General features: G+C 64.1%; 21 protein-coding genes and 1 pseudogene. 12 read left to right on the forward strand and 10 right to left on the reverse strand.

Annotation, left to right across the window (positions count from 1 at the left end):
• Positions 1 to 659: 659 nt before the first annotated feature.
• From MTR72_RS31825 to MTR72_RS31835, 3 genes are all read right to left on the reverse strand, one after another.
• Entirely contained in the window at positions 660 to 1,871 is a 1,212-nt protein-coding gene (locus MTR72_RS31825) for an acyl-CoA dehydrogenase family protein (protein ID WP_280964490.1), read from the reverse strand.
• Positions 1,872 to 1,901: 30 nt separating this feature from the next.
• Positions 1,902 to 3,020 (reverse strand): glycoside hydrolase family 172 protein, encoded by a 1,119-nt coding sequence (locus MTR72_RS31830; RefSeq protein WP_280964489.1) that lies wholly within the window; start codon positions 3,018 to 3,020, stop codon positions 1,902 to 1,904.
• A 107-nt stretch (positions 3,021 to 3,127) separates the two neighbouring features.
• Complete coding sequence (locus MTR72_RS31835) at positions 3,128 to 4,753, reverse strand: long-chain fatty acid--CoA ligase (RefSeq protein ID WP_341511764.1); 1,626 nt, start codon at positions 4,751 to 4,753, stop codon at positions 3,128 to 3,130.
• A 174-nt stretch (positions 4,754 to 4,927) separates the two neighbouring features.
• On the opposite strand from MTR72_RS31835, the gene MTR72_RS31840 reads away from it, so the two are divergent.
• The 7 genes from MTR72_RS31840 to MTR72_RS31870 all read left to right on the forward strand — a co-directional run bounded on the left by MTR72_RS31840 (position 4,928) and on the right by MTR72_RS31870 (position 10,678).
• On the forward strand, positions 4,928 to 6,784 hold the full coding sequence (locus tag MTR72_RS31840) for a flavin-containing monooxygenase (protein ID WP_280964487.1): 1,857 nt from the start codon (positions 4,928 to 4,930) through the stop codon (positions 6,782 to 6,784).
• A 5-nt stretch (positions 6,785 to 6,789) separates the two neighbouring features.
• A complete protein-coding gene (locus MTR72_RS31845; protein ID WP_341511765.1) occupies positions 6,790 to 7,554 on the forward strand; it encodes a shikimate dehydrogenase family protein in 765 nt (254 codons plus the stop codon).
• A 50-nt stretch (positions 7,555 to 7,604) separates the two neighbouring features.
• Positions 7,605 to 8,423, forward strand: a complete 819-nt coding sequence (locus MTR72_RS31850; protein WP_280964485.1) for a lytic murein transglycosylase — start codon at positions 7,605 to 7,607, stop codon at positions 8,421 to 8,423.
• 113 nt (positions 8,424 to 8,536) lie between these two features.
• Positions 8,537 to 8,758 (forward strand): hypothetical protein, encoded by a 222-nt coding sequence (locus MTR72_RS31855; RefSeq protein ID WP_280964484.1) that lies wholly within the window; start codon positions 8,537 to 8,539, stop codon positions 8,756 to 8,758.
• 12 nt (positions 8,759 to 8,770) lie between these two features.
• Positions 8,771 to 9,193, forward strand: a complete 423-nt coding sequence (locus tag MTR72_RS31860) for a hypothetical protein (RefSeq protein WP_280964483.1) — start codon at positions 8,771 to 8,773, stop codon at positions 9,191 to 9,193.
• 448 nt (positions 9,194 to 9,641) lie between these two features.
• Positions 9,642 to 10,088 (forward strand): MaoC family dehydratase, encoded by a 447-nt coding sequence (locus MTR72_RS31865; RefSeq protein WP_280964482.1) that lies wholly within the window; start codon positions 9,642 to 9,644, stop codon positions 10,086 to 10,088.
• A 95-nt stretch (positions 10,089 to 10,183) separates the two neighbouring features.
• Entirely contained in the window at positions 10,184 to 10,678 is a 495-nt protein-coding gene (locus MTR72_RS31870) for a hypothetical protein (protein WP_280964481.1), read from the forward strand.
• Between the two features lie 64 nt (positions 10,679 to 10,742).
• On the opposite strand, the gene MTR72_RS31875 is transcribed toward MTR72_RS31870, so the two are convergent.
• Entirely contained in the window at positions 10,743 to 13,931 is a 3,189-nt protein-coding gene (locus MTR72_RS31875; protein ID WP_341511766.1) for an efflux RND transporter permease subunit, read from the reverse strand.
• Between the two features lie 172 nt (positions 13,932 to 14,103).
• A complete protein-coding gene (locus MTR72_RS31880; protein WP_280964479.1) occupies positions 14,104 to 15,342 on the reverse strand; it encodes an efflux RND transporter periplasmic adaptor subunit in 1,239 nt (412 codons plus the stop codon).
• Between the two features lie 200 nt (positions 15,343 to 15,542).
• On the opposite strand from MTR72_RS31880, the gene MTR72_RS31885 reads away from it, so the two are divergent.
• Positions 15,543 to 16,145 (forward strand): TetR/AcrR family transcriptional regulator, encoded by a 603-nt coding sequence (locus MTR72_RS31885; protein WP_280964478.1) that lies wholly within the window; start codon positions 15,543 to 15,545, stop codon positions 16,143 to 16,145.
• Between the two features lie 69 nt (positions 16,146 to 16,214).
• Here MTR72_RS31885 and MTR72_RS31890 read toward each other — a convergent pair whose 3' ends face one another.
• Positions 16,215 to 16,496 carry a DUF3551 domain-containing protein gene (locus MTR72_RS31890; RefSeq protein ID WP_280964477.1) on the reverse strand — a complete coding sequence of 94 codons (282 nt, stop codon included), beginning with the start codon at positions 16,494 to 16,496 and terminating at the stop codon, positions 16,215 to 16,217.
• Positions 16,497 to 16,553: 57 nt separating this feature from the next.
• Between MTR72_RS31890 and MTR72_RS31895 the strand changes: the two are divergent.
• Positions 16,554 to 16,658 (forward strand): annotated as a pseudogene (locus tag MTR72_RS31895) (cysteine hydrolase); the annotation flags it as partial.
• A 272-nt stretch (positions 16,659 to 16,930) separates the two neighbouring features.
• On the opposite strand, the gene MTR72_RS31900 reads toward MTR72_RS31895, so the two are convergent.
• A complete protein-coding gene (locus tag MTR72_RS31900; RefSeq protein ID WP_341511767.1) occupies positions 16,931 to 17,131 on the reverse strand; it encodes a hypothetical protein in 201 nt (66 codons plus the stop codon).
• Positions 17,132 to 17,181: 50 nt separating this feature from the next.
• Positions 17,182 to 17,586: a response regulator gene (locus MTR72_RS31905; protein ID WP_280964476.1), complete on the reverse strand. Its 405-nt coding sequence runs from the start codon at positions 17,584 to 17,586 to the stop codon at positions 17,182 to 17,184.
• An 80-nt stretch (positions 17,587 to 17,666) separates the two neighbouring features.
• On the opposite strand from MTR72_RS31905, the gene MTR72_RS31910 reads away from it, so the two are divergent.
• Positions 17,667 to 18,674, forward strand: coding sequence for a chemotaxis protein CheB (locus MTR72_RS31910; RefSeq protein WP_280964475.1), 1,008 nt, complete (start codon positions 17,667 to 17,669; stop codon positions 18,672 to 18,674).
• On the opposite strand, the gene MTR72_RS31915 is transcribed toward MTR72_RS31910, so the two are convergent.
• Together MTR72_RS31915 and MTR72_RS31920 are read right to left on the reverse strand one after the other, a co-directional pair.
• On the reverse strand, positions 18,633 to 18,932 hold the full coding sequence (locus tag MTR72_RS31915; protein WP_280964474.1) for a hypothetical protein: 300 nt from the start codon (positions 18,930 to 18,932) through the stop codon (positions 18,633 to 18,635). The two genes, MTR72_RS31910 and MTR72_RS31915, sit on opposite strands and share 42 nt — an antisense overlap.
• On the reverse strand, positions 18,862 to 19,122 hold the full coding sequence (locus MTR72_RS31920; RefSeq protein ID WP_280964473.1) for a hypothetical protein: 261 nt from the start codon (positions 19,120 to 19,122) through the stop codon (positions 18,862 to 18,864). Before MTR72_RS31920 ends, MTR72_RS31915 begins: the two co-directional genes overlap by 71 nt.
• 180 nt (positions 19,123 to 19,302) lie before the next feature.
• Here MTR72_RS31920 and MTR72_RS31925 point away from each other — a divergent pair, with 180 nt between their 5' ends.
• Together MTR72_RS31925 and MTR72_RS31930 are read left to right on the forward strand one after the other, a co-directional pair.
• The gene (locus MTR72_RS31925; protein WP_341511768.1) at positions 19,303 to 22,464 is read left to right on the forward strand and encodes a CheR family methyltransferase; all 3,162 of its coding nucleotides are present in this window, start codon (positions 19,303 to 19,305) and stop codon (positions 22,462 to 22,464) included.
• The gene (locus MTR72_RS31930; protein ID WP_280964471.1) at positions 22,464 to 23,210 is read left to right on the forward strand and encodes a Crp/Fnr family transcriptional regulator; all 747 of its coding nucleotides are present in this window, start codon (positions 22,464 to 22,466) and stop codon (positions 23,208 to 23,210) included. Before MTR72_RS31925 ends, MTR72_RS31930 begins: the two co-directional genes overlap by 1 nt.
• Positions 23,211 to 23,410: the final 200 nt, after the last annotated feature.

Genomic DNA, 23,410 nt, shown 5'->3' on the forward strand with positions numbered 1-23,410 from the left:
AGATGGGCCGCGTCTGGCTTGGGGAAAAACTGGCATCCAACGTTTCAATGCCAAACGGCGGGGCTAATCCTGACTCACCTGTGAGTCGGGGGAGCTGTATTGGGCGTTTGGTTTTTAGTCCTCGCAGCCTGCGTGGTCGGCGCGTTGCTCCTTTTGGCATTCTGCCGATAGGACCGACAGCGGATGCAGTTGTTGCTGCGAAGCATCAGCGAGCCGCTGAATCGCGGTTCCAGTCCGATGGTTTTTGACTGTGCATGGATGAGCGCGTTCACTTCCGGCATTGGAGGCGGACGTGAGTTGGTTGTTTGTGTTTCTCATTGCCGCGAGCGCAGTGGTTTTGATCGCCCATGCGATTGACGCGATGCGTTCCTGATACTCGCTGTGGCTCGTTCTCGTCGGTAGTCCGGTAAATGACGAGAATGTTCCAAGACCGGCGGGTCTCAATTTGAGGAACTCGGCGCTGCAAGCCGAGGTTGTCACAGCAGGAGGAATACGATCATGCTTATGTTTTACCTGCCGATCATAATTTTCGAAGCGATGCTCGATGCAATGTCGAAACAGGATGTGCCGGCATCCATCGATGAGCAGGAGCCGCCGAGCTTCGATTAGGTCACCATCCCAGCGCGTCGGCTTGGGCGTCTGCCGAAGCCAGCGCTTACTCAGGCATTCGAGTATTTCTTCAGCTCCAACCGCGCGATCTGGTTCCTGTGAACCTCGTCCGGCCCGTCGGCGAGGCGGAGCAAACGCGCGGTGGCATAGGCCTGCGTCAGCCCAAAATCGTTCGACGTGCCGCCGCCGCCATGGGCCTGGATCGCCCAGTCGATGATTTGGCAGGCCATGTTGGGCACGGCGACCTTGATCATCGCGATCTCGGTCCTCGCCACCTTGTTGCCGACGGTGTCCATCGCGGAGGCCGCATTGAGCGTCAGCAGCCGCGCCTGCTCGATCATGATGCGGGCCTCGGCGATGCGTTCCTGCGTCACGGTTTGCTCCGAGACCGGCTTGCCGAAGGCGACGCGGCTGCGCGTGCGCCGGCACATCTTCTCCAGCGTGCGTTCGGCAAGGCCGATCAGCCGCATGCAGTGGTGGATGCGGCCGGGCCCGAGGCGGCCCTGCGCGATCTCGAAGCCGCGGCCTTCGCCGAGCAGCATGTTTTCCTTCGGCACGCGCACGTTTGTGAAGACCACTTCCGAGGCGCGGTCGGGCACGCCATAGAAGCCGAATACGGGGAGGGGGCGTTTGACCTCGATGCCCGGCGTGTCCATCGGCACCAGGATCATGGATTGCTGCTTGTGGCGGTCCGGATTGTCCGGATCGGTCTTGCCCATGAAGATGCAGATCTTGCAGCGCGGGTCCGTCGCATTGGTGGTGTACCATTTGCGGCCGTTGATGACGTAGTGGTCGCCGTCGCGCACGATCGAGCTCTCGATGTTGGTCGCATCGGATGATGCGACCGCGGGCTCGGTCATGGCGAAGCAGGAGCGGATTTCACCGGCGAGCAGCGGCTTAAGCCAACGCTCCTTGTCCTTCTCCGTGCCGTAGCGCTCCAGCACCTCCATGTTGCCGGTGTCGGGCGCCGAACAGTTGAACACTTCGGGCGCGAGGTGCGAGCGGCCCATGACCTCGCAGAGCGGTGCGTATTCGAGATTGGTGAGACCGGCGCCGTGACCGGAGTCCGGCAGGAACAGGTTCCAAAGGCCTTCGGCGCGCGCGAGCGGCTTCAGCTCTTCGACGACGGGGTAGACCTTCCATGGCCCGAGCTCTTCCGCCTCGCGATAGAAGCGCTCCTCGTTTGGGTAGATGTGCCGGTCCATGAAGCTCTCCAGTTTGCGCTTGAGCTCGACGACTTTGGGCGACATCGGATAGAGCATCTTTGGTCTCCTTGATCGATGAAGGGCGATCTAGCCGATTTCGAGGTAGTCCGGATCGGGCAGTTTCGCGAACGGCGCCGTCGGCAGCGTCTGGTACCAGAATGCGACCGAGGCGATGTCGTCCTGCAACGGACGATATTTCGGCTCCTTGACGCCGGGAAGCCAGCCCAGCGCCTGGATGGTCACGCGCAGATCGGCGCGGAAGCGGATGGGATCCGGGATGTGCCAGCGATATAGGCCGAACCGCTGCTGCGATTTGTAGACGCCATCGGGGCGGATCACCTGCGGCAGGCCCGCATAGGGCGTGGTGAATTCCTGGTAGTGCGACTGCTGCGCCGGGCCTTGGCCGGAGTGGGCGACATAGGGATCGAAATTGTAGGCGCCGCAGAAATAATCCTCGGTGCCGGTGCCGCAGATCGTCGGGAATTCGCCGTCACCATCGATGAAGAATTTGATTTCGCCTTCGCCCCACCAGCCGTTGTTGTGCACGCCCCAGGCCATGTAGGTGCCGACATAGTGGCCGTGGCCTACGACGCCATCGAGCAGCGTATGGACGTGCTTGTAGGGCAGCGGATTGGTGCGGCGGAATTGCGCATGGAAATAGGCGCAGTCCTCGGGCACGTCGGTCAGCGTGTAGTTGATCTGGTAATAGATGGTGAGCCGCTCCTCGCTGCGGTTCTCGAGCGTAAGCCGCGCGCGCTTGCGGAACGGCATCTCCCAGTAGCAGTTGAACGCACGGCCGGGATTGACGCAGACCGCGAGCGAGGACACCTGTGCGAACTCCTCCCATCCGCAGGCGAAGAAATCGCCGGCCGGGCATTCGACGCTGGGCTGCTCCTGATCGTCCCAGTAGATCCGCAGGATCGAATGGCGGAGCCGTCCGCGCGCCAACGTCATCCAGATCTGCTGGATCGCGCCCTGGCCCTGGATCTCCGCAAGCGTGAAGGTCGCGCCGGGCTCGATGACGACATAGGGCGAGACCTTCCAGCCTTGGCCGAGATCGCGCGCCTGACGGGCCGCCGGGCCGTCGAGGGACATGCCGCCCTTGCCCTTGTCGCCGGTGAAATTCTCTGGGCTGATCGAGCGCGTCAGCGCATGCGACAGGCGCGACAGATTGCCGAGATGCAGGCCCAGTCCGGAAAACGCCATGGTGTCCTCGATCCAGCGTTGGCTATGCCCCGATATACCGCCGGCGAATCTACCAAAAGATGAAGACGGTCGTGCACGAGAGGGCGCCCTGCGCTGGGCGTCACGGGCTATGCGATGCGATACTCCCTGAACCTCTCGCGCAGCGCCGATTTGAGCACCTTGCCAGTGCCGGTCATCGGGAATTCGTCCAGGAATTCGACCGCGTCCGGCATCCACCAGCTCGCGACCTTCGGGCGCAAGTGAGCGAGCAGCGTCTGGCCGTCGAGTGTCGATCCCTTCTTGCGGACGACAAGGAGCAGGGGGCGTTCCTGCCATTTCTCGTGCGCGATCGCGACCACGGCGGCTTGCAGCACCTCGGGATGGGACAGCGCGATGTCCTCGAGCTGGATCGAGGAGATCCATTCGCCGCCCGATTTGATCACGTCCTTGGAGCGGTCGGTCAGCGTGACATGGCCCTGGGCGTCGATCACGGCCATGTCGCCGGTGATCAGCCAGCCGTCACGGTCGAGGCCTTCGTCGAGCTTCATGTAGCCGGAGGCGACCCACGGTCCGCGGGCGCGCAAATGGCCGACGGTCTTGCCGTCGCGCGGCAGCTCGTTGCCGGCGTCATCGACAATGCGCAAAGCGGTGCCGAAGCAGGCGCGCCCCGACACCACGCGCCGGTCGAACTTCTCCTTGTCGCTGAGGTGCTCCGAGCCGGGCCGCAAGCCCGGCATCGAGCAGCCCAGGGCCTCGGTCATGCCCCAGGCCTGGATGTAGTCGACATTGTATTCGCGCTTGAGCTTCTCGACCATGGCGCGCGGCGGCGCCGAGCCTGACGACAGCGTTGCGCGCAAGTTCGAGAACTTGTTGCCGGTGCGGCCCAGCCAGTCGAGCAGGATCAGCCAGAAGCTCGGCACGCCCGCCGACAGCGTCACCTTCTCGCCTTCGAGCAGCTCATAGAGCTTGTCGGGCTCGTAGTTGCGGCCGGGCAGCACCAGCTTGGAGCCGGTATAGGGCGCGGTGAACGGCATGTTCCAGCCGTTGCCATGGAAGAGGGGCGCCATCGGCATCATCACCTCGCGCACGCCTTCGACATGTCCCGGCAGGAAGTCGAAGTTGCAGCAAGTCATGGTTTGCAAAATCGCCGCGCGGTGCGAATAGATCACGCCCTTGGGATTCCCCGTCGTGCCTGAGGTGTAGCAGATGGTGGAAGCCGACTTCTCATCGAACAGCGGCCAGGCGAAGCCGTCCTCGCTCTCCTTTTGCAGAATGTCCTCGTAGCAATGCACGTTTGAAAGCTTCGTCTCCGGCATCCGCTCGCGCGAGGATATCACGACGTAGGCCTCGATCGTCTTGAGCTGCGGCGCGATCGCCTCGACGATCGGCAACGTGGCGCGATCGATGAACAGCAGGCGGTCTTCGGCATGGTTGATGATGTAGACGAGCTGTTCCGGAAACAGCCGGGGATTGACGGTGTGCAGCACATAGCCCATGCCCGGCGCGGCATAGAACATCTCGAAATGGCGATGGGTATTCCAGGCGAGTGTGCCGACGCGGTCGCCGGGCGTCATGCCGAGCCGCTTCAACGCCAGCGCCATGCGCTTGATGCGCGGATGGGCGTCCGCATAGGTGTAGCGGTGGATGTCACCCTCGATCTCGCGCGCGACGATCTCCGCTTCGCCGTGATAGTCGGCCGCATACTGGATCAGGCCGCTGATCAGGAGCGGCATGTCCATCATCAATCCCTGCATTGTCTCCTCCGGATCGCCACGTCGTTGCTCGGCGCGCGCATTGATTTGCGTGCAAGCTAGCGGAAGGTCACGCCGCGTTCACGCAAAAAGCGAGCGGCGTGATTGCATGCGTCACTTTTTCAGGGCTAATTGATGTGAGCTGCCGGCGAAGCAGCGCGCCGTGGAGGGAAATGGATGTCAGCGGAAAAACACAAGATCGACGCAGCCGGCGCGTCTACAATCGACATTGCAGCCCTGCGCGCGCGCTATCGCGACGAGCGCGACCTTCGCCTGCGCACTGAAGGCAAGGCGCAATATGTCGAGGTGACCGGCGGCTTTGCACGCTATCTCGACGATCCCTGGGCCGATGCCGCATTCGCGCGCGAGGCCGTCAGCGAACAGACCGAAGTGCTCATCGTCGGCGGCGGCTTCGGCGGCCTCTTGTGCGGCGCGCGCCTGCGCGAAGCCGGCATCGATGATTTCCGGATCGTGGAAAAGGCCGCCGACTTCGGCGGCACCTGGTACTGGAATCGCTATCCGGGCGCGGCCTGCGATACCGAGAGCTACATCTATCTGCCGCTGCTGGAGGAGACCGGCTACATGCCGGTGCGCAAATATGCCCGTGCACCGGAGATCTACGAGCACTCGCGCCGCATCGGCCGTCACTTCGGCCTCTACGAGCGCGCGCTGTTCCAGACCGTCATCTCGCGGATGGCATGGCAGGAGGATGAGGCGCGCTGGCTGGTCGAGACCGATCGCGGCGATCGCATCCGCGCGCGCTTCGTCATTCTTGCAGGCGGCCCACTGAGCCGGCCGAAGCTGCCGGGCATTCCCGGCATCCAGACATTCAAGGGCCACAGCTTCCATACCAGCCGTTGGGACTATGCCTATACCGGCGGCAATGCCGAAGGCGGTCTCACGGGGCTCGCCGACAAGCGGGTCGGCATCATTGGCACCGGCGCGACCGCAGTGCAATGCGTGCCGCATCTCGGCCGTTCCGCGAAGGAGCTCTACGTTTTCCAGCGCACGCCATCCGCGATCGGCATACGCGACGACCGGCCGACGGACGAAACCTGGACAAAGAGCCTGAGACCAGGCTGGCAGCGCGAGCGCATGGACAATTTCACCGCGGTGATCTCCGGCGAGCCGTTCGAGCAAGATCTGGTGCAGGACGGCTGGACCGACCTGCTCGGCGAGATCCTGCTGGCGCCGCGCCGCCAGCCGCAGCCGGTGACCTCGATGGAGGAGGCGCTGAAGCTGATCGAGCAGGCCGACTACCGCAAGATGGAGGAGATCCGCGCCCGCGTCGATGCGGTGGTGAAGGACGAGGCGACCGCGGCGGCGCTAAAGCCCTGGTACAAGGCATTCTGCAAGCGACCGTGCTTCCACGACGAATATCTGGGCACGTTCAACCGCTCCAACGTGCACCTCGTCGACACCAAGGGGAGGGGCGTCGAGCGCATCACCGAGAGTGCCGTCATCGTCGACGGCAAGGCCTATGAGCTCGACTGCCTGATCTATGCCAGCGGCTTCGAGGTCGGCACCGACTACGCCCGCCGCATGGGCTTTGAGGTCTATGGGCGCGGCGGCACGAGCCTGACCGAGCGCTGGCAAGATGGCGTCAAGACGCTGCATGGCTTCTACAGCCGCGGCTTTCCCAATTGCTTCCTGATCGTCACGGTCCAGGCGGGCCAGAGCGCCAACTTCCCGCACATCATCGACGCGCAGTCGCGCCACATCGCCTATGTGATCGCAGAAGCGCGCAAGCGCAAAGCCCGGACCCTGGAGCCGACGCTTGCCGCGGAGAACGCCTGGGTCGACGAGGTCGTCAAGGCCGCGCTCGGCCGCCAGACCTATCTCGCCGAATGCACGCCGGGTTATTACAACAATGAAGGCGTGTTCGATCCGATCGCGGCGAGAAACAGCCAATATTGGCGCGGCCCGGTGGCGTTCCTGCGGCTGCTGAAACGATGGCGCGCGGATGGCGGCCTGGATGGGCTGGAATTGACCCACGAGCCTGCCGGGGCAGGCAGCTCTCCGACTCTGGCGTGAACGGCATGATCCCGACACTCAGCGGCGCAACACGGCTCTATGTCATCGTCGGCGATCCGATCGCGCAGGTGCGCTCGCCTGCGGGCGTGACGGCCGCCTTCGCCGCGCGCGGCCATGACGGCATTCTCGTGCCTGTTCAGGTCACGCCAAACGATGTGCCAGACTTTCTCTTGGTTGCAGCACGGCTGAAGAATCTCGACGGCATCGTCGTGACGATTCCCCACAAATTCGCCTGCTACCAGGCCTGCGCGAGCGCGACGGAGCGGGCGCATTTTCTGCGTACGGTGAACCTGATGCGCCGGCGCGCTGACGGCGCGTGGCATGGCGATATGGTGGACGGCCTCGGCTTCGTCGGCGCCGCGCGGGCGAAGGGGATCGATCCCAGCGGTATGCGGGCGCTGCTCGTCGGCGCCGGCGGCGCCGGATCGGCCATCGCTCTTGCGCTTGTCGAAGCCGGCGTCCGCGAGATCGCCATTCACGACAGCGAGCCGGGGCGCCGCGACGCGCTGATCTATCAGCTCAACCGGCTCGGCAGGGCGCCCGCCCGGGTCGGCACAGTGGATCCCGCCGGCTTCGATTTTGTCGCCAATGCGACGCCGGCCGGGATGAAAGACGGCGATCCGCTGCCGGTCGATGTCGCGCGGCTTGCGCCATCGGCCTATTGCGGCTCGGCCACGACGACGGCGGAAATTAGGAGATTGCCGGGGTGTCAAGAGCCCAGCCGGCGCCGATTGCGCCCGGCAGGGCTTGAGCAATGGCAAGTGACGTAGGATCATGTGCCCGCGCGAGCCGGTCGCGCATCCAGAGAGAGGACCGCGGAATGAGCAAGGGCAGGACAGTTGCGACTGCGATGATCGGAGCCACCGCGCTGCTCCTCTCTTTGATATCCGTGGCCGATGCCGCGCAATGCGGCAGCTCGCCGGCCGGCTTCGAGGCCTGGAAACGCGAGTTCAGCGAGGAGGCTCGCGCCAAGGGCATCGGCCCGACCGCGATCTCGGCGCTGATGCAGGCCCATTACGCCAGCGCCACCATTGCGGCGGACCGCGGCCAGCGCAGTTTTTCACTTTCGCTTGACCAGTTTCTCGCCAAGCGCGGTGCCACCACCATCGTGGCGCGCGGCCGGTCGCTGAAGCAGTCGCAGGCGGCCCTGTTCGCCTCGATCCAACAGCGCTACGGCGTGCCGCCCGGACCGCTGATCGCGATCTGGGGCATGGAGACCGGTTTCGGCAGCCAGCGCGGCAACCAGAACATGCTGTCGTCAATCGCAACGCTCGCCTATGACTGCCGCCGCCCCGAATTCTTCACGGACCAGCTTTATGCGGCGCTGAAGCTGATCGACCGGGGCGCGCTGTCGGGAGCGACCCGCGGCTCCATGCATGGCGAGGTCGGCCAGACCCAGTTCATGCCCAAGAACATCCTTGCCTACGGTGTCGGCAATCTCGACGTCGCTGCCAACGCGTTGAGCTCGACAGCCAATTTCCTCAAGGCTCATGGCTGGCGTGCGGGTGCCGGCTACCAGCCGGGCGAACCCAATTTTGCCGCCATTGAGGCCTGGAATGCCGCAGGCGTCTATCAGAAAGCGATTGCGCTGATGGGGCGGCAGATCGACGAAGGCGGCGGGGCGTCCGCGGCCCGCTGAGGCGCTTCACGGGGAGTGCCCCGGTCGCGCGCGAGAAAGTTGCCGTCGGGACGGAACCGACGGTACGAGGTTTGCTTTGATCGGGGGCAGGGGCGGGGCACGAGGAGCTCAACATGGCAACCCAGATCGTGATGGATCACACCGGCGATACGCGCCACGAGTTTGATCCCGGCAACGCGGAAGCGTTGGCGCGAGCCGAACGACGCTTTCGGGAGCTGACCGGCTTAGGCTTTACCGCTGCCGTCAGAACCGCACCCGGTGAGGTGACCCGGGTCCGGGCATTCGACCCGACCGCGCAGGAAACACTGTTCTATCCCCGCCTTGTCGGCGGCTGATCAGAACGGCTCATGATCGCGGTCTTTAGGCTCGGCGCGCCGGCGCGGGCGCGCCTGCATGCGCTGCGGGAGCTCTACCGGCGCTTCTTCGGAGAGAACACGCCGGACGCCCGGGGCCGACGGCTGCTGTCCGAATGGCTGACGCCGGCGCAGCTCGCGCAGTTCGAGCAGCACCGGTATTTCGATGTGGTCGGAAGTCATAGCGGCAAGCGGTACCGCATTCACTACGGCACGGCTGCCAACGTCCACGAGATCAATGAAGCCGGGAATGCGACGATGGGATGGTGCTTCGTCCCATCAGGCTTCCTGGTGCCGGGCGATGTAATGCTGGCGCAAAAGATCGCGCTCGAGACCGACGAACGGGCAGCTCTGGCCCTCGCCAACCGGTTTCCGCCGGCGCCGCATTCGGAGCATTTCTACCGGCGGCCGTTCTAGATCGACGCTCGATATTCACCTCTCCCTGCGGGGAGAGGTGAAGCTCTTCGCCGGCGGCCATTTGATCAGAGCCGCGAGGGTCAGGAGTGCGTCGTCCGATAGGCGTCGAGCGCATGCGCCGCAAAAACGCCGATGCTGCAAAGCGCGAGCAGTGCGGAAATCACCTCGGTCATAGCTCATGCTCCCTTGGCGGGAGGGCGACGAGATGTTGGCAGCAGGAATAATCGCGGATCAGGTCGAGGAAGAACTGCATCGTGGCCGTCCCTGTTTGCTTTTGACAACTAGATAACCGGCCATCTGTTTCAGGCGTGTTTCGTGCGTTTGGGAAACGGGTTTCGTGGGGAACCGCGGGCTGGTTTGTGCGCCGCAGGCTCGCTACATCCTGGCATTGTCTGGCCTTTTAGCCGCGGGCTTCCTCCGGCGGCACATCGCATTGCGAGGCAAAATAATGACGTCGATCGAATGGTTTGACGATCTCATCGTTGGAATGCGTTTCAAATCTCCCGAGAGCCAGGTCACCGAAGCCGACATCAAGCGCTTTGCAGCCGAATTCGATCCGCAGCCGATGCATCTGGATGATGAGGCCGCCAAAGCGACGCTGTTCAAAGGCCTTGCTGCCTCAGGATGGCACACCGCGGCCATCGCAATGAATCTTGCCATCCAGGCTCGCCCGTTCGGCCCGCATCCGCTGATCGGCGCCGGCGTCGATGGCCTGCGCTGGGCGCGGCCGGTGCGGCCCAATGACCGGCTTCACCTCGAGGGCGAGGTGATCAGCCTGACGCCGTCGAAATCCAAGCCGCAAGGTATCGCGCTGGTGAAATGGACCATGTTCAACCAGAACGGCGAGGAGGTTTACACCTTCACCCCGATCGCGATCGTGCCGCGACGAGGATAGGCGTCAGCCTTGTTCACCGTCGGCCGCGCCGCGAGAAGCTCTTGCGGCCTGCCAGGAGAGGTGGTCAGCTTGCCCGAGGACACGTGGAGGCTGACATGAGACGGTTGCTTCTCGCCGCTGGCCTTCTCGCTGGTGTCATGGGTGGGCCCACGCTCGCACAACAGAGCAAAGTCGGCGACTGGACTATCGAGAAGCGCAGTCAGGACACGCATTGCAATGCGAGCCGCGGCTATAAGAACAAGGAAGACGAAAACCGCGACTACGTGATCGTGATCACCTATTCCGACAAGGCCATCGTCATCGTGATGATCTACGACGGCTGGGAATGGGACAAGGTCGGCGAGATCCTGAAAGCGGATTTCAGCACGGACGATGCCGACATCATGAAGAAAGCGAAGTGGGAGGTCATGGACAAGACCACCCTGCGCGGCATCTTCGAGTACGACCAATCGATCATGGACCGGCTGTCGAAGGCCAAGCACCTCGCGCTCGATTTCGAGGATGATGACGACGACAGCATCGAGATGCAGATTCCCCGCGCCGGCGAAGCGCTGGCCGCGCTGAAGTTATGCGAGGAGAACAGGAAATAAATCGGCGCACGATACCATCTGCTTCGCCCCGCCGCGCTCAGCGCGCGACGGGACTTTCGTTGGATCATTCGGCAAGACCCTGGACTGGCGCCGCGCTGGTGTCGCTGCCGTGATGCACCAGCGGCTTCATGCCGGTGACGGTGCGCAGCAGCACATAGAATACCGGGGTCAGGAACAGGCCGAACACGGTGACGCCGATCATCCCGGAGAACACCGCAACGCCCATGGCGCGGCGCATCTCGGACCCGGCGCCGGTGGAGAGCACCAGCGGCAGCACGCCCATGATGAACGCCATCGACGTCATCAGGATCGGGCGCAGCCGCAGCCGGCTTGCCTCGATCGCGGCGCGGAGCGGCGAACGTCCGGCGAATTCGAGCTCGCGCGCGAATTCGACGATCAGGATGGCGTTCTTCGCCGACAGGCCGACCAGCACGATCAAGCCGATCTGGGTGAAGACGTTGTTGTCGCCCTTGGAGATCCAGACGCCGAACATGGCCGCGAGCAGGCCCATCGGCACGATCATGATGATCGAGAGCGGCAGCGTCAGGCTCTCATAGAGCGCGGCCAGCACCAGGAACACCAGCAGGATTGCCAGCGGGAACACCCAGATGCCGGAATTTCCGGCGATGAACTCCTGGTAGGTCAGGTCGGTCCATTCGAAGGCAAAGCCGGGCGGCAGCACTTCCGCAGCGATCCGCGTTGCGGCCTCCTGCGCCTGGCCGGAGGAGTAGCCGGGCGCGGCGGCGGCGTTGATGTCGGACGACAGGAATCCGTTATAGCGGATCGCGCGCTCGGGACCCGCGCTCTGGCGGATCTTGAGCAGCGCCGACAGCGGCACCATGTCGCCGGAGGACGAGCGCACCTTCAACTGGCGGATGTCGTCGGCGCGCGCGCGGAACGGCGCATCGGCCTGGACATAGACCGAATAGGTGCGGCCGAACTTGTTGAAGTCGTTCACGTAGTAGGAGCCCAGATAAATCTGGAGCGTGTTGAACACCTCCGTCACGGGTACACCGAGCTGCAGAGCCTTGGTGCGGTCGATGTCGGCGAAGAGCTGCGGCACGTTGACCTGGAAGCTCGAGAACACGCCGGCGATCTCCGGCGCCTTCTGCATCGCCGCCATGAACGCCTTGGTCGCATCGTTCAGCGCCTCATAGCCGAGACCGGCGCGGTCCTCGATCTGGAGCTTGAAGCCGCCGATGGTGCCGAGGCCGTTGACCGGCGGCGGCGGGAACATGGCGATGAAGGCTTCCTGGATCCCGGCATATTTCTTGTTCAACTCGGCGGCGATCGCCGGGCCGCTCAGCGAAGGATCCTTGCGTTCATCGAACGGTTTTAACGTCGAGAACACGATGCCGGCATTGGACGAGTTGGTGAAGCCGGAGATCGAGAGGCCCGGAAACGCGACCGAGCTCTCGACGCCGGGCTGGGTCAGCGCGATGTCGCTCATCTTGCGGATCACCTCTTCGGTGCGATCGAGCGTCGCGCCATCGGGCAGGCGTGCGAATCCGACGAGATATTGCTTGTCCTGGCCCGGGACGAAGCCGCTCGGCACCTGCTGGAAGAGCAGGGCGGTGAGGCCGACCAGGAGCACATAAAGGCCCATCACCGCGGCCTTGCCGGATATCACCTTGGTGACGGTGCCGCTGTAGTTCGCCGAGGAGCGCGTGAAGGCGCGGTTGAAGCCGCGGAAGAACCAGCCGAAGGCCTTTTCGAGGATGAGCGTCAGCCGGTCCTTCGGCTCATTATGGCCCTTGAGGAGCAGCGCCGACAGCGCCGGCGACAGCGTCAACGAGTTGACCGCCGAGATCACGGTCGAGATCGCGATCGTCAGGGCGAACTGCTTGTAGAACTGCCCGGTGAGGCCCGAGATGAAAGCGAGCGGGACGAACACCGCGATCAGCACCAGCGCGATCGCGATGATCGGGCCGGAAACCTCGCGCATCGCCTGATAAGTGGCATCATGCGGCGACAGGCCGGCCTCGATGTTGCGCTCGACGTTCTCGACCACGACGATGGCGTCGTCGACAACGATGCCGATCGCGAGCACCAGGCCGAACAGGCTGAGCCCGTTGATGGAGAAGCCGAACACGTGCATCACGGCGAAGGTGCCGACGATCGACACGGGCACCGCCAGCAGCGGAATGATAGAGGCGCGCCAGGTCTGCAGGAACAGGATCACGACCAGCACCACCAGCGCGATCGCCTCGAGCAGCGTGTGGATCACCGCCTCGATCGACGAGCGCACGAACTGGGTGGGATCGTAGACGATCTGGTAGGACACGCCTTCCGGCATGTTCTTCTTGATCTCGGCCATGGTGGCGCGGACGTGGTCGGAGATCTGCAGGGCATTGGAGCCCGGCGCCTGGAAGATCGGGATGGCCACCGCCTGCTTGTTGTCGAGCAGCGAGCGCAGGCCGTATTCGGAGGCGCCGAGCTCGATGCGCGCGACGTCGCGCAGCCGCACCACCTCGCCACGTGCGCCGGTCTTGACCACGATGTCGCCGAACTGCTCTTCGCTTGCAAGCCGTCCCTCGGCATTGACCGAAAGCTGCAGGTCGATGCCCTTGACGCTGGGCGAGGAGCCGACCACGCCGGCTGCGGCCTCGACGTTCTGCGCCTGGATCGCCTTGACGATGTCGCTCGCGGTGAGGCCATGCTCGGCCGCCTTCTGCGGATCGACCCAGACCCGCATCGAATAGTCGCCGGCGCCGTAGAGCTGGACGTCGCCGACGCCGTCGATCCGCGCCAGGCGGTCCTTGACGTTGAGCACCGCGTAGTTGCGCAAATACGTCATGTCGTAGCGGTTGTTCGGTGATAGCAGGTGCACGACCATGGTGAGGTCGGGCGACGACTTCTTGGTGATGATGCCGAGCTGGCGCACCACGGCCGGCAGCCGCGGCTCGGCCTGCTGCACGCGGTTCTGCACGAGCTGCGTCGCCTTGTCGGGGTCGGTGCCGAGCCGGAACGTCACCGTCAGCGTCATCGCGCCGTCGGTGGTGGCCTGGCTCGACATGTAGAGCATGTTCTCGACGCCGTTGATCTGCTCCTCGATCGGGGTCGCCACCGTCTCGGCGATCACCTTGGGATTGGCGCCGGGATAGGTTGCGCGCACCACGACGGAGGGCGGCACGACGTCCGGATATTCCGAGATCGGCATCGCGAACAGCGAGATCAGGCCGGCGAGGAAGATCAGGACCGAGAGCACGCCGGCGAAGATCGGCCGATCGATGAAGAACTTTGAGAGATTCATGGCTTTGCCCCTGCGCGAGAGACAGCTCTCCCGTCATTCCGGGTTCGCGGGCCGAGGCCCGCGAAGCCGGAATCCAGAAGTAATGTCTTCGGAGTTCAGTAACTTCGAGAGTCCGGGGGCCCGCCGCGCGTGCCCCCATTGCGCAATTGCGCAATGTGGAATGACGCAAACGCTAGCGCTGCACGATGTCCTGGTTGCTGTGGTTGGAGGCCTGTTGCGGTCCGCGCGCGCCCATCGCGGCGACCTCCGTCTTGAGGAGGGCGCCGGGACGCACGCGCTGCAGGCCGTTGACGACGATGCGCTCGCCCGACTTCAGCCCCGAGGTGACGATGCGCAGGCCGTCGACCGCGCCGCCGAGCGTGATCGGCCGGTAGACGGCACGGCTATCGTCACCGACCGCCATCACGAACTTCTTGTCCTGGTCGGTGCCGATCGCGCGCTCGTCGATCATCACCAGCGTCTGCTGCTTCGGCTGGCCCATGCGCACGCGGGCGAACTGGCCGGGGATGAGGCGGCCGTCGTCGTTGCGGAACACCGCGCGGACGCGGATGGTGCCGCTCTGGCCGTTGACCTGGTTGTCGATGAGCTGGATGTGGCCCTTCGCCGAGAGGCCGCCTGATGTGGTCATCTCGACGGGAATCTGATCGAGATTGCCGCGCTTGCCGGAGGCATCTGCGATCGAGTTGAGCGCCCGCAGCACCACCTCTTCATCCGCGTCGAAGGACGCGTAGATCGGATTGACCGAGACCAGCGAGGTCAGGACGGGAGAGGCGGTGCCGGCGGCAACGAGATTGCCGACGGTAACCTCGATCTTGCCGACGCGACCGTCCACGGGTGCGCGCACCTCGGTGTAATCGAGATTGAGCTTTGCGGTCTGGAGTGTCGCCTCGGCCGCCTTCACGTTAGCGACGGCTTCGCGATTGGCGTTCTCGCGCTGGTCGAAATCGCGCCGCGTGACCACGGCGTTGCCTACGAGCTGTGCGCCGCGCTCGACCTCGCTGGTGGTGAAGACCACGCGCGCTTTGGCGGCCTCGAGCTGGGCCGCGGCCTTGTCGACCTCGGCCGCGTAGGGCGCCGGATCGATCTTGAACAGCACGTCACCGGCCTTCACCAGCGCGCCTTCGGTGAAGTTGGTCGCAAGGATCGCGCCGGCGACACGCGGGCGGAGCTCGACGCGGTTGATGGCCTCTAACCGTCCGGAGAAATCGTCCCACAGCACAGTCTGCCGCGGCTCGATCATGGCGACGGTGACCGACACCGCCTGCTCGGGCGCCGCCGTCGCGGTCGCCTGCGCGGCATGAAAATAGCGGCCGGTTGCGATCGAACCGGCCGCCGCGAGGGCGCCGACGATAGCGACACCGCCGAGAAGGCGGCGGAAACGGCCATTACGGGTATTTTGGGATGGGGGCATTTGCGCGCTCCAGATATGTAGTGTTCACTACAGATGTGGAGCTGGACGCCGCAGTGCAAGATACTTATGTACCATTCACTAAGAAAATCGTAGCCACTTACCGCAAGAATTGGAAGCCGGCACAGAAAAGAAAGCTAGAACAAATAGATAGGATCAGGCGTTAGAGCGATAGGCGACGCCGATTCCGAGGAGACAGGCACATGGGCATGGGACGCCCCCGTGAATTCGACGCCGACACGGCGTTGGACCAGGCGATGGAAGTGTTTTGGCGCCACGGCTACGAGGGCGCCACCATCGCCCAGCTCACCGAGGCCATGGGCATCAATCCGCCGAGCCTTTATGCCTGCTTCGGCAACAAGGAAGGGCTGCTGAAGGCCGCGCTCGACCGCTATACCAAGCTGCGCGGCGCCTGGATGGAGGAGGTGGTGGCAGCACCGACCGCCCGCGAGGTCGCCGAGCGCATGCTGATGGGCATCGCCGAGAAGCAGACCGATCCCGCCAATCCGCCTGGTTGCCTGCTCGTGCAGGGCGGCATCGCCTGCGGCACCGGCTCCGAAAACGTCCCCTTCGAGCTCGCCGCCCGCCGCGCCCAGAACGAAGACCAGCTCCGCGACCGCTTCATCCGCGCCAAGGCCGAAGGCGATCTCAACGAGACGTCAGATCCCGCAGCCCTTGCGCGTTACGTCTCGGCCGTCTCCGTTGGCATGGGCGTGATGGCATCGTCAGGCGCGGACCGCGAGGCGCTGCGGCAAGTGGCGAGCGTGGCGGTGCAGGCTGTTGAGGCGCAGTCGCGCCGCAAGTAGTCCGCGGCCAATCAGGACAAAATCAAGCTTCAAAGCAGCCTGTGCAACAGCGGCGCGCTGTCGCCCGAGTCAATAGCGATAGTCCCGGCCGCGACGTTGCTGGCCGTACGCCGCGCGGGGGTTCAGGCCGCAGTAGACGTTGCGTCCGGACGCGGATGCCAGGCATTGTGCGCGGCTGCGATAGCTGCAATCGCCGGGATAACCCAGGCCTTTGCCCTGGACACACCAGGGATAATCCTGGGCGCGGGCTGGCGCCGATCCGGCGAACGCACTGATCGCGATGATGAAGGCAGCGAGGAATGACAATCGTTGCACCGACCACTCCTGTAGTTTGAGGAGATCGCGACGCATCAACCTCTTCCCGTCTGGCTCGTTCCCCGACCGCACGGCAAGTCAGAGGTCGCCGAGATCCGGGATGCCGTTCATCTCTGCATCGACATGCCGAACATCTTTGCGCCCGGCGGTCTTTGGGCAACCCCATGGATGGAAAGAGTCCTGCCGACGATCGTTGCGCGGCGATTCACATAGCCTAATGCGCGCGGTTCCCCCAACCGTCAAAGTGAGCGGACTGGAAAGGGGGCTGCGATGGCGATGGATCGCATCGAGCAGGCGTTTGTCGCGACCGCTGTCACGGGCTTTATCGTGATGACGGTGGCAATCGTGTGGATGATGCTGGACTGACCGGCGCGGGGAGACCAATCTTGCGCATCGCGCTGCCCTACGCCGCGGTGATCCTGTGCCTCGCGGTGACCGCTTGGCTTGCCTTCGCGCATCTGTTCTGATCGTCAATTTGCCGTGAACCTCGAGGCGTCATGTCCGGACGGTTGATCTTCGTTGCGCGGAGTTTCGCGACTTAACTCATCGCGTAGGCGCTGCCCGCTCACGAGATGATCGCTGTTGCGGAGCAGTTTCAGCGCCTTGAAAACCAGCTCGCGCGAATGGTTCAGGAGCTGTGCGTCGAGCGCGGAATTCGGTGAGTAGATCATCGAATGCCTCTTCAGTTTCATTCAACGGGTCGGTGAGGGCGCCTCGCGTGTCATGCCTGCCGATTGTCGATGATCGCAGCGAGCTTCCGGGCCATTGCCACAATGTCGATCGGCTTTTCCCAGAGGGGCACGTCCTGGAATTCCGCGCCGATGGCAATCTTCTCGTACCCCGTGGTGAACACGAACGGCACCTGGCGCGCCCTCAGCTCGCGGGCAACGGGAAAGATCATGTCGCTGCGAACGTTCACGTCGAGCACGGCCGCATCTAGACTGCCGCCGTCGTGCAGAAGTTCGACCGCGCCTTCAATATGGCCCACCGGGCCCGCCACGTCGGCGCCGAGCGAGCGGAGCGCCTTGTCGATGTCATCGGCGAGGAAATATTCGTCCTCGACCACGAGAATACGGCGACCCTTCAGCAGAGTGCGTTCACGAGGCAGCGTGGGCGATACGGACATGATCCCTCCAGGGTCCTCCAGACAGGAACTTAAGGCGATCGGCCGCCTTGGTCCAAACGATGCAATCGAAGGCGGGTTCCATGAGCAACCACGACATCATCGTCATCGGGGGCTCCGCCGGAGCGACCACGCCCTTGAAGCAGATCCTTGGCCGCCTGCCGGTGGACCTGCCGGCCGCCATCTTCATCGTGCTGCACATTCCGGCGCAAGGTATCGGCATCCTCTCCACGGTCGCCAGCAGCGCCGGCAAGCTTCCGGTCCGGCAGGCCGAAAACGGCATGAAGATTGAGCCCGGCCAGGTCATTCTGGGAGCGCCGGACCACCATTTGCTGCTGTCGGAGGATCGTGTGTTCCTCGGGCGTGGTCCTCGCGAAAACATGGTGCGGCCGGCGATCGATGCGCTGTTTCGCTCTGCCGCTCTGCATCACGGCCCGCGCGTGATCGGCGTTCTCCTCAGCGGCCTGCTGTCGGATGGTGCCGCCGGCCTCAACGCCATCAAGCGCTGCGGCGGAATGACTGTGGTGCAGGATCCCATGGATGCCATTTCCGATGAGATGCCGCGGCGCGCCATGGAGGCGACGACCATCGATCTCTGCGTGCCCGGCGCCACCATGGGAGACGTCCTGTCCGAACTCGTCAAGGAACCGCCCGGGGCGGCGCTGCCGATCCCGCCGGAGATCAAGCTCGAGGTCGAGATTGCGGCAGGCGACCGGGTCGGCAGCGACAAGCTTGCCTCCTTGGCCGATCCGGTCGCGCTGACCTGTCCAGGCTGTGGCGGCGTCTTGTCGGAGATCAAGGACGCGCGGCCGATGCGCTTCCGTTGCCAAGTCGGTCACGCCTACACGGCCGATGTGCTCGCCAAAGAGCAGGAGGGGCGCGTCGACGAAGCCCTGCGCGTCGCTTTGCGCATCATCGAGGAGCGAGCCGAACTGGTGCAGCGCATGGCGTCGGACGGCCGGCGCAGCGGCCGGCTCGCCGTCGCCGAGATGTACGAGGCGCGGGCCGCCGAATATCGCGAATATGCCGATATGATCCGGCGCGTCGTGCTACAATCGCTCGATCCTCCGGTCCGAAAATGGGAAGCTTGAGGCACCGCCATGGCCCCGTCCCTTGCCGAATGTACCGAGCAGCTCCATGCCGAGCAGCGCCTTCTGATCAAGGCCGACCAGGATATACAGGAGGGCTCTCAGCGCATCCGCGATCAGGAGGAGCGGGTCCGTGATCTTCAAGCCGGCGGCCACGACACGCGCCAGGCCGAACGGCTGGTTGACCTGCTCAGGCAGACCCTGATCGAATGGCAGCGTCACCGTATCCTGATCGAGCAGCGCGTCTCTTATCTTCAGCAACAGGTGGATGCGGGTTAGCCGGGAGGCTGACCGGTGGCCGCGCGAATTCCACGCCGATTTCGAACATATGGTCGAGCTGCCGCTCGATGTTGCGGCGCAAGCGGTTGTTCTCGTCGACAAGTAGGCGGGCGGTCGTGATCGCGCTCTCGGCGCGCTGGATCAGGGCCGCGAGTTCATCAGAGATCTGCATCGCGGGCTCCTACGGATCCAGGCGACTATGGACCTTTCGCAGCGGGCTGACAACGGCCGGTTCTCCGCATGGAACGTAGCATCGCATTTTCGCCGTTGGCCTCTTGGGATAACATCGATTTCTGCTATTTGCAGGGAGCGGGCCCGTCGCGCCCGGCCAGCCCGTGAGAGCTAACGGACCATGAGTAAAGTCGGCGAACAGCCCATCGAGGGAGAGCGTCAGGTCAAATCCCCGCTCATCATCGGGGTGGGTGCATCGTCCGGTGCCCTCGACAGCATCGAGCGCTTCTTCGCCAAGCTGACGTTGGCAGCCGACCAGGCCATTGTGCTGGCGCTTCAGCATCATGAGGCCTTTGACGGGAATCGGTTGCTCCAGATTGTCCAGGGCTCGAACGGCGGCAGGGTCGCTGATATCGGCGATGCTCAGGCGATCGAGGGCGGCACGATCTATTTGTGCCCGCCGGCGATGATCACGACCATCCAGGGCGATCGCTTTACGCTTCGCAAGGCCGAACAGGCGCCCGGCGAGCGGGCCACGATCGACAGCTTTCTGGTCTCCTTGGCGGAAGAGCGTGCCGAGCAGTCGATCGGCGTGATCCTGGCCGGCACCGGCGGTGACGGCACGCTGGGCACCGCGACGCTCAAGGACCATGGCGGACTCGCCATCGCCGAAAAAGTCGAGACCCACAAGGCCGAACATCTGCTCGACTGCAATACGCCCGCCGCCATCGCCGACTACGTGCTGCCGCCGGAGGAGATCCCCGAGCATATCCAGGTCTATGCCCGCCACTTACGGCGGCTCGAGGAGAAGCACGGTTTTGACGAGGTTCTGGCCGCCGCCGCGACCTCGCTGTCGCGCATCGCCGACATCCTGCGCAACAAGACCGGCAACGATTTCCACGGCTACAAGCAGAACACGTTCTTGCGTCGCGTGCAGCGGCGCATGCAGGTGGTGCAGATCGACGCTATCCCCGCCTATGTCGATTTTCTCCGCAATGACAAGGACGAGGCCCAGCATCTCTTCAATGACCTCCTGATCGGCGTCACCGAGTTCTTTCGCGACAAGCGCGAATTCGAGGTGCTGGAGACCCAGATCATCCCGAAGATCTTCGAAGGCAAGGGCTCGGGTCAGCAGGTTCGCGTCTGGGTGCTCGGCTGCTCCACCGGCGAGGAGGCCTACTCGATCGGCATCCTGCTGCGCGAGCACATGGCGCGGCTGGATTCCGCGCCGCTGGTGCAGATCTTCGCGACCGACATCGACGGGCGCGCGCTGGCGGCCGCGCGCGTCGGCCGTTACCGCACCAACATCGAGGCGGACATGACCAGCGAGCGCCTGGCGCGCTGGTTCGTGCGCGAGGGCGACACCTATTGCGTGGTGAAGGAGCTGCGCGAGATGTGCATCTTCTCGCAGCACAACGTCATCAAGGACGCGCCGTTCTCCAAACTCGATCTCGTCTCCTGCCGCAATCTGCTGATCTATCTCAATAGCGAACTGCAGAACCGCGTGATCCCGCTGTTCCATTTCGCGCTGCTGCCTGACCGCTTCCTGTTCCTCGGCAACTCCGAGAACGTGACGCGGCATCCAAAGCTGTTCGCGCCGATCGATCGCCGCGCCCGCATCTTCAAGAGGCTCGAGACCGGAACGCGGCTGCCGCCGGAATTTCCGATCACGACGGCGGCGGGCAGGGCGCCGGTCGACCTGCGGCCGGTTCGCTCGTTCGGTCCGGACGTCGGCCTGGAACGCCGCGCGCAGCGGATCGCGGAGCGCTATGCACCGGCCTATGTCATCACCGACGACAATTTTCATATCCTGCACTTCTCGGGCCGCACCGGGCGCTACATCGAGCCGACGGCGGGGACCGCCACGCTCGACCTGCTTCAGCTCGTGCACCGCGATCTCAGGATCGAGCTGCGCACCGCGCTCGCCCGCGCGGCCGAGACTAACGAGCCCGCCCATGCCGATCATGTGCAACTCGGTCTGAACGGTCACCGCGTGCTCGTCGACATCACCGTCGAGCCGATCCAGGAGGGCGCAGGCGGCCACCGCAATTTCGTCGTGCTGTTCAAGGATGGCCCCGTCCGCGTGATCGAGGCCAACCAGAGCAATGCAATGGTGCGAACCGAGCATGTCGAGCGTCTCGAGAGCGAGCTGCGGGCGACCGGCGAGCGCCTGCAGGCGACCATCGAGGAATTGGAGAGCACCAACGAGGAGCTGAAATCCTCCAACGAGGAATACCAGTCGCTCAACGAGGAGCTGCAGTCGGCCAATGAGGAGCTCGAAACCTCGCGCGAGGAGTTGCAGTCGGTCAACGAGGAGCTGACGACCGTCAACGGCGAGCTGGCGCATCGCGTCCAGGAACTGACGCGTGCCACCAGCGACCTCAAGAACTTCCTCGAGAGCACGCAGATCGCGACGGTGTTCCTCGACAACGATCTCAAGGTGATGAATTTCACGCCGGCGATCACGCAGGTTCTGCACCTGGTGGAGACCGACGTCGGCCGTCCCGTCGCCCACATCAAGGCGCGCATTCCGATCGAGGAGCTCAATGATGACGTCCGCCGCGTGCTGCGCACGCTCGCAAGCGTGGAGCGCGAGCTGAGCGCGCCGGACAGCGGCACGCGCTACATCGTGCGCATCTTGCCCTATCGCAGCATCGATAATTTCATCGCCGGCGTCGTCATCACCTTCATCGACGTCACGGCGGTCACTCGCGCCGAAGAGCGGCAGCGGCTGCTGCTCGCCGAGCTTCAGCATCGCGTCCGCAACACGCTCGGCGTGGTGCGCTCGATCGCCCGCCGCACCGCGGATTCGAGCGCGACCGTCGAGGAATTCGCTTCGCATCTCGACGGCCGCCTCAATGCCTTCGCCCGCACCCAGGCGCTGGTGACCCGCGATCCCGAGGGCGGCGTCGATCTCGAATATCTCGTCGTCGAGGAGCTGTTGGCCTATAATGCCAGGGAAGGCGAGCAGGTGCGTGTCTCGGGTCCGCGCGTGCGCTTCCAGCCGAAGGCCGCGGAAACCTTTGCGCTCGCCATCCACGAGCTCGCGACCAATGCGCTGAAATACGGTGCATTGAGCCGGCCGACGGGGCGGATCGAAATCTCCTGGCGTATCGATGAGAGCGCCGCTCCCGCCGAGCTGCTGTTCGAATGGCGCGAGCGGGGCGGGCCGCAAGTCACGCCGCCGCCGCGGAAAGGGTTTGGCACGGAGCTGCTGGAGCGCACGCTGGCGTTCGAGTTCAAGGCGCAGACGACGATGTCGTTCAATTCATCCGGATTGACATGCACGATCATCATTCCTGTGAGCAAGCGTGCGTTCCATACACCGGGGGGCGGTAATTAATGCCCTTCTCAACCCTCGATCGAAGCGTGACGGAGCCAGCGATCCGCCGCCTGAATGCGCTACGGCCGTTGTCAGCCGAAGCTTCCGCCGCGCTCGAGCGCGCCATGCTCGAAGGGATGCAGCGCGCGGGGTCCGGCGAAGACCTGATCTCCGAGGGCGATCCCATCGACAGCGTTCGCATCGTGCTGTCCGGCTGGCTGTGCCGCTATAAGACGCTGGAGGACGGCCGCCGCCAGATCGTCAATTTCATCTTTCCGGGTGAGAGCTGCGACGCGCATGCGTTCCTGCTGTCGCTGATGGATCACTCGATCGCGACGATGACGCCGGTCGTCTATAGCGAAATCAAGCGCGCGCGCTTCGAGAGCCTCCTGGCGAACGATCGCTCGCTCACGGAAGCGTTCTGGTGCGAGACTCTCGTGAGCAACGCGATCCAGCGCGAATGGGCCATCAATCTCGGCCGCCGCGTGGCGCTGGAGCGCGTGGCGCATCTGTTCTGCGAGATATTCGAGCGGCTTCGCCCGGTCGGGATGGTCGACGGAAATTCGTGCGTCATGCCGGTCACGCAGATGGACCTCGCGGATGCCACCGGCCTTTCCGTCGTGCATTTGAACCGAACGCTTCAGGAGCTCAGGGCGTCCGGCCTGATCGTACTGCGGGAGCGCACTTTGACCATCAGCGACCTCGGCGCGCTGAAAGACGCGGCGTTGTATTCGCCGAGCTATCTCCAAGCCTATCGACGCGGCTGATCGCGCTTCGTCGCGTTTCGTCGATCGCAAGTTTTGCGCGGACGAAGACGTGACCTTCGGCGTCTCGTTCTCTCGGAAACGGCTCGTAGGTTTTTCGGCCGAGGAAGGTATCGGGTTGAGGAAGGGCAAGGACCTTCCACGAACCCTGAATGGTCTTGCGTATCTGCTCCGCGTGCTCTGCGTCAGATTGCAATGGATAC

This window comes from Bradyrhizobium sp. ISRA442, assembly GCF_038085055.1.
Taxonomy (GTDB): Bacteria; Pseudomonadota; Alphaproteobacteria; order Rhizobiales; family Xanthobacteraceae; genus Bradyrhizobium.

Excerpts from the sequence above, each read along its gene's own strand:
- MTR72_RS31830 (WP_280964489.1), bottom strand. The coding sequence starts at position 3,020 with ATGGCGTTTTCCGGACTGGGCCTGCATCTCGGCAATCTGTCGCGCCTG.
- MTR72_RS31850 (WP_280964485.1), top strand. The coding sequence starts at position 7,605 with ATGAGCAAGGGCAGGACAGTTGCGACTGCGATGATCGGAGCCACCGCG.
- MTR72_RS31870 (WP_280964481.1), top strand. The coding sequence starts at position 10,184 with ATGAGACGGTTGCTTCTCGCCGCTGGCCTTCTCGCTGGTGTCATGGGT.
- MTR72_RS31845 (WP_341511765.1), top strand. The coding sequence starts at position 6,790 with ATGATCCCGACACTCAGCGGCGCAACACGGCTCTATGTCATCGTCGGC.
- MTR72_RS31875 (WP_341511766.1), bottom strand. The coding sequence starts at position 13,931 with ATGAATCTCTCAAAGTTCTTCATCGATCGGCCGATCTTCGCCGGCGTG.
- MTR72_RS31920 (WP_280964473.1), bottom strand. The coding sequence starts at position 19,122 with ATGCAGATCTCTGATGAACTCGCGGCCCTGATCCAGCGCGCCGAGAGC.
- MTR72_RS31840 (WP_280964487.1), top strand. The coding sequence starts at position 4,928 with ATGTCAGCGGAAAAACACAAGATCGACGCAGCCGGCGCGTCTACAATC.
- MTR72_RS31925 (WP_341511768.1), top strand. The coding sequence starts at position 19,303 with ATGAGTAAAGTCGGCGAACAGCCCATCGAGGGAGAGCGTCAGGTCAAA.
- MTR72_RS31855 (WP_280964484.1), top strand. The coding sequence starts at position 8,537 with ATGGCAACCCAGATCGTGATGGATCACACCGGCGATACGCGCCACGAG.
- MTR72_RS31885 (WP_280964478.1), top strand. The coding sequence starts at position 15,543 with ATGGGCATGGGACGCCCCCGTGAATTCGACGCCGACACGGCGTTGGAC.
- MTR72_RS31835 (WP_341511764.1), bottom strand. The coding sequence starts at position 4,753 with ATGCAGGGATTGATGATGGACATGCCGCTCCTGATCAGCGGCCTGATC.
- MTR72_RS31825 (WP_280964490.1), bottom strand. The coding sequence starts at position 1,871 with ATGCTCTATCCGATGTCGCCCAAAGTCGTCGAGCTCAAGCGCAAACTG.
- MTR72_RS31860 (WP_280964483.1), top strand. The coding sequence starts at position 8,771 with ATGATCGCGGTCTTTAGGCTCGGCGCGCCGGCGCGGGCGCGCCTGCAT.
- MTR72_RS31930 (WP_280964471.1), top strand. The coding sequence starts at position 22,464 with ATGCCCTTCTCAACCCTCGATCGAAGCGTGACGGAGCCAGCGATCCGC.
- MTR72_RS31865 (WP_280964482.1), top strand. The coding sequence starts at position 9,642 with ATGACGTCGATCGAATGGTTTGACGATCTCATCGTTGGAATGCGTTTC.
- MTR72_RS31910 (WP_280964475.1), top strand. The coding sequence starts at position 17,667 with ATGAGCAACCACGACATCATCGTCATCGGGGGCTCCGCCGGAGCGACC.
- MTR72_RS31900 (WP_341511767.1), bottom strand. The coding sequence starts at position 17,131 with ATGATCTACTCACCGAATTCCGCGCTCGACGCACAGCTCCTGAACCAT.
- MTR72_RS31880 (WP_280964479.1), bottom strand. The coding sequence starts at position 15,342 with ATGCCCCCATCCCAAAATACCCGTAATGGCCGTTTCCGCCGCCTTCTC.
- MTR72_RS31905 (WP_280964476.1), bottom strand. The coding sequence starts at position 17,586 with ATGTCCGTATCGCCCACGCTGCCTCGTGAACGCACTCTGCTGAAGGGT.
- MTR72_RS31890 (WP_280964477.1), bottom strand. The coding sequence starts at position 16,496 with ATGCGTCGCGATCTCCTCAAACTACAGGAGTGGTCGGTGCAACGATTG.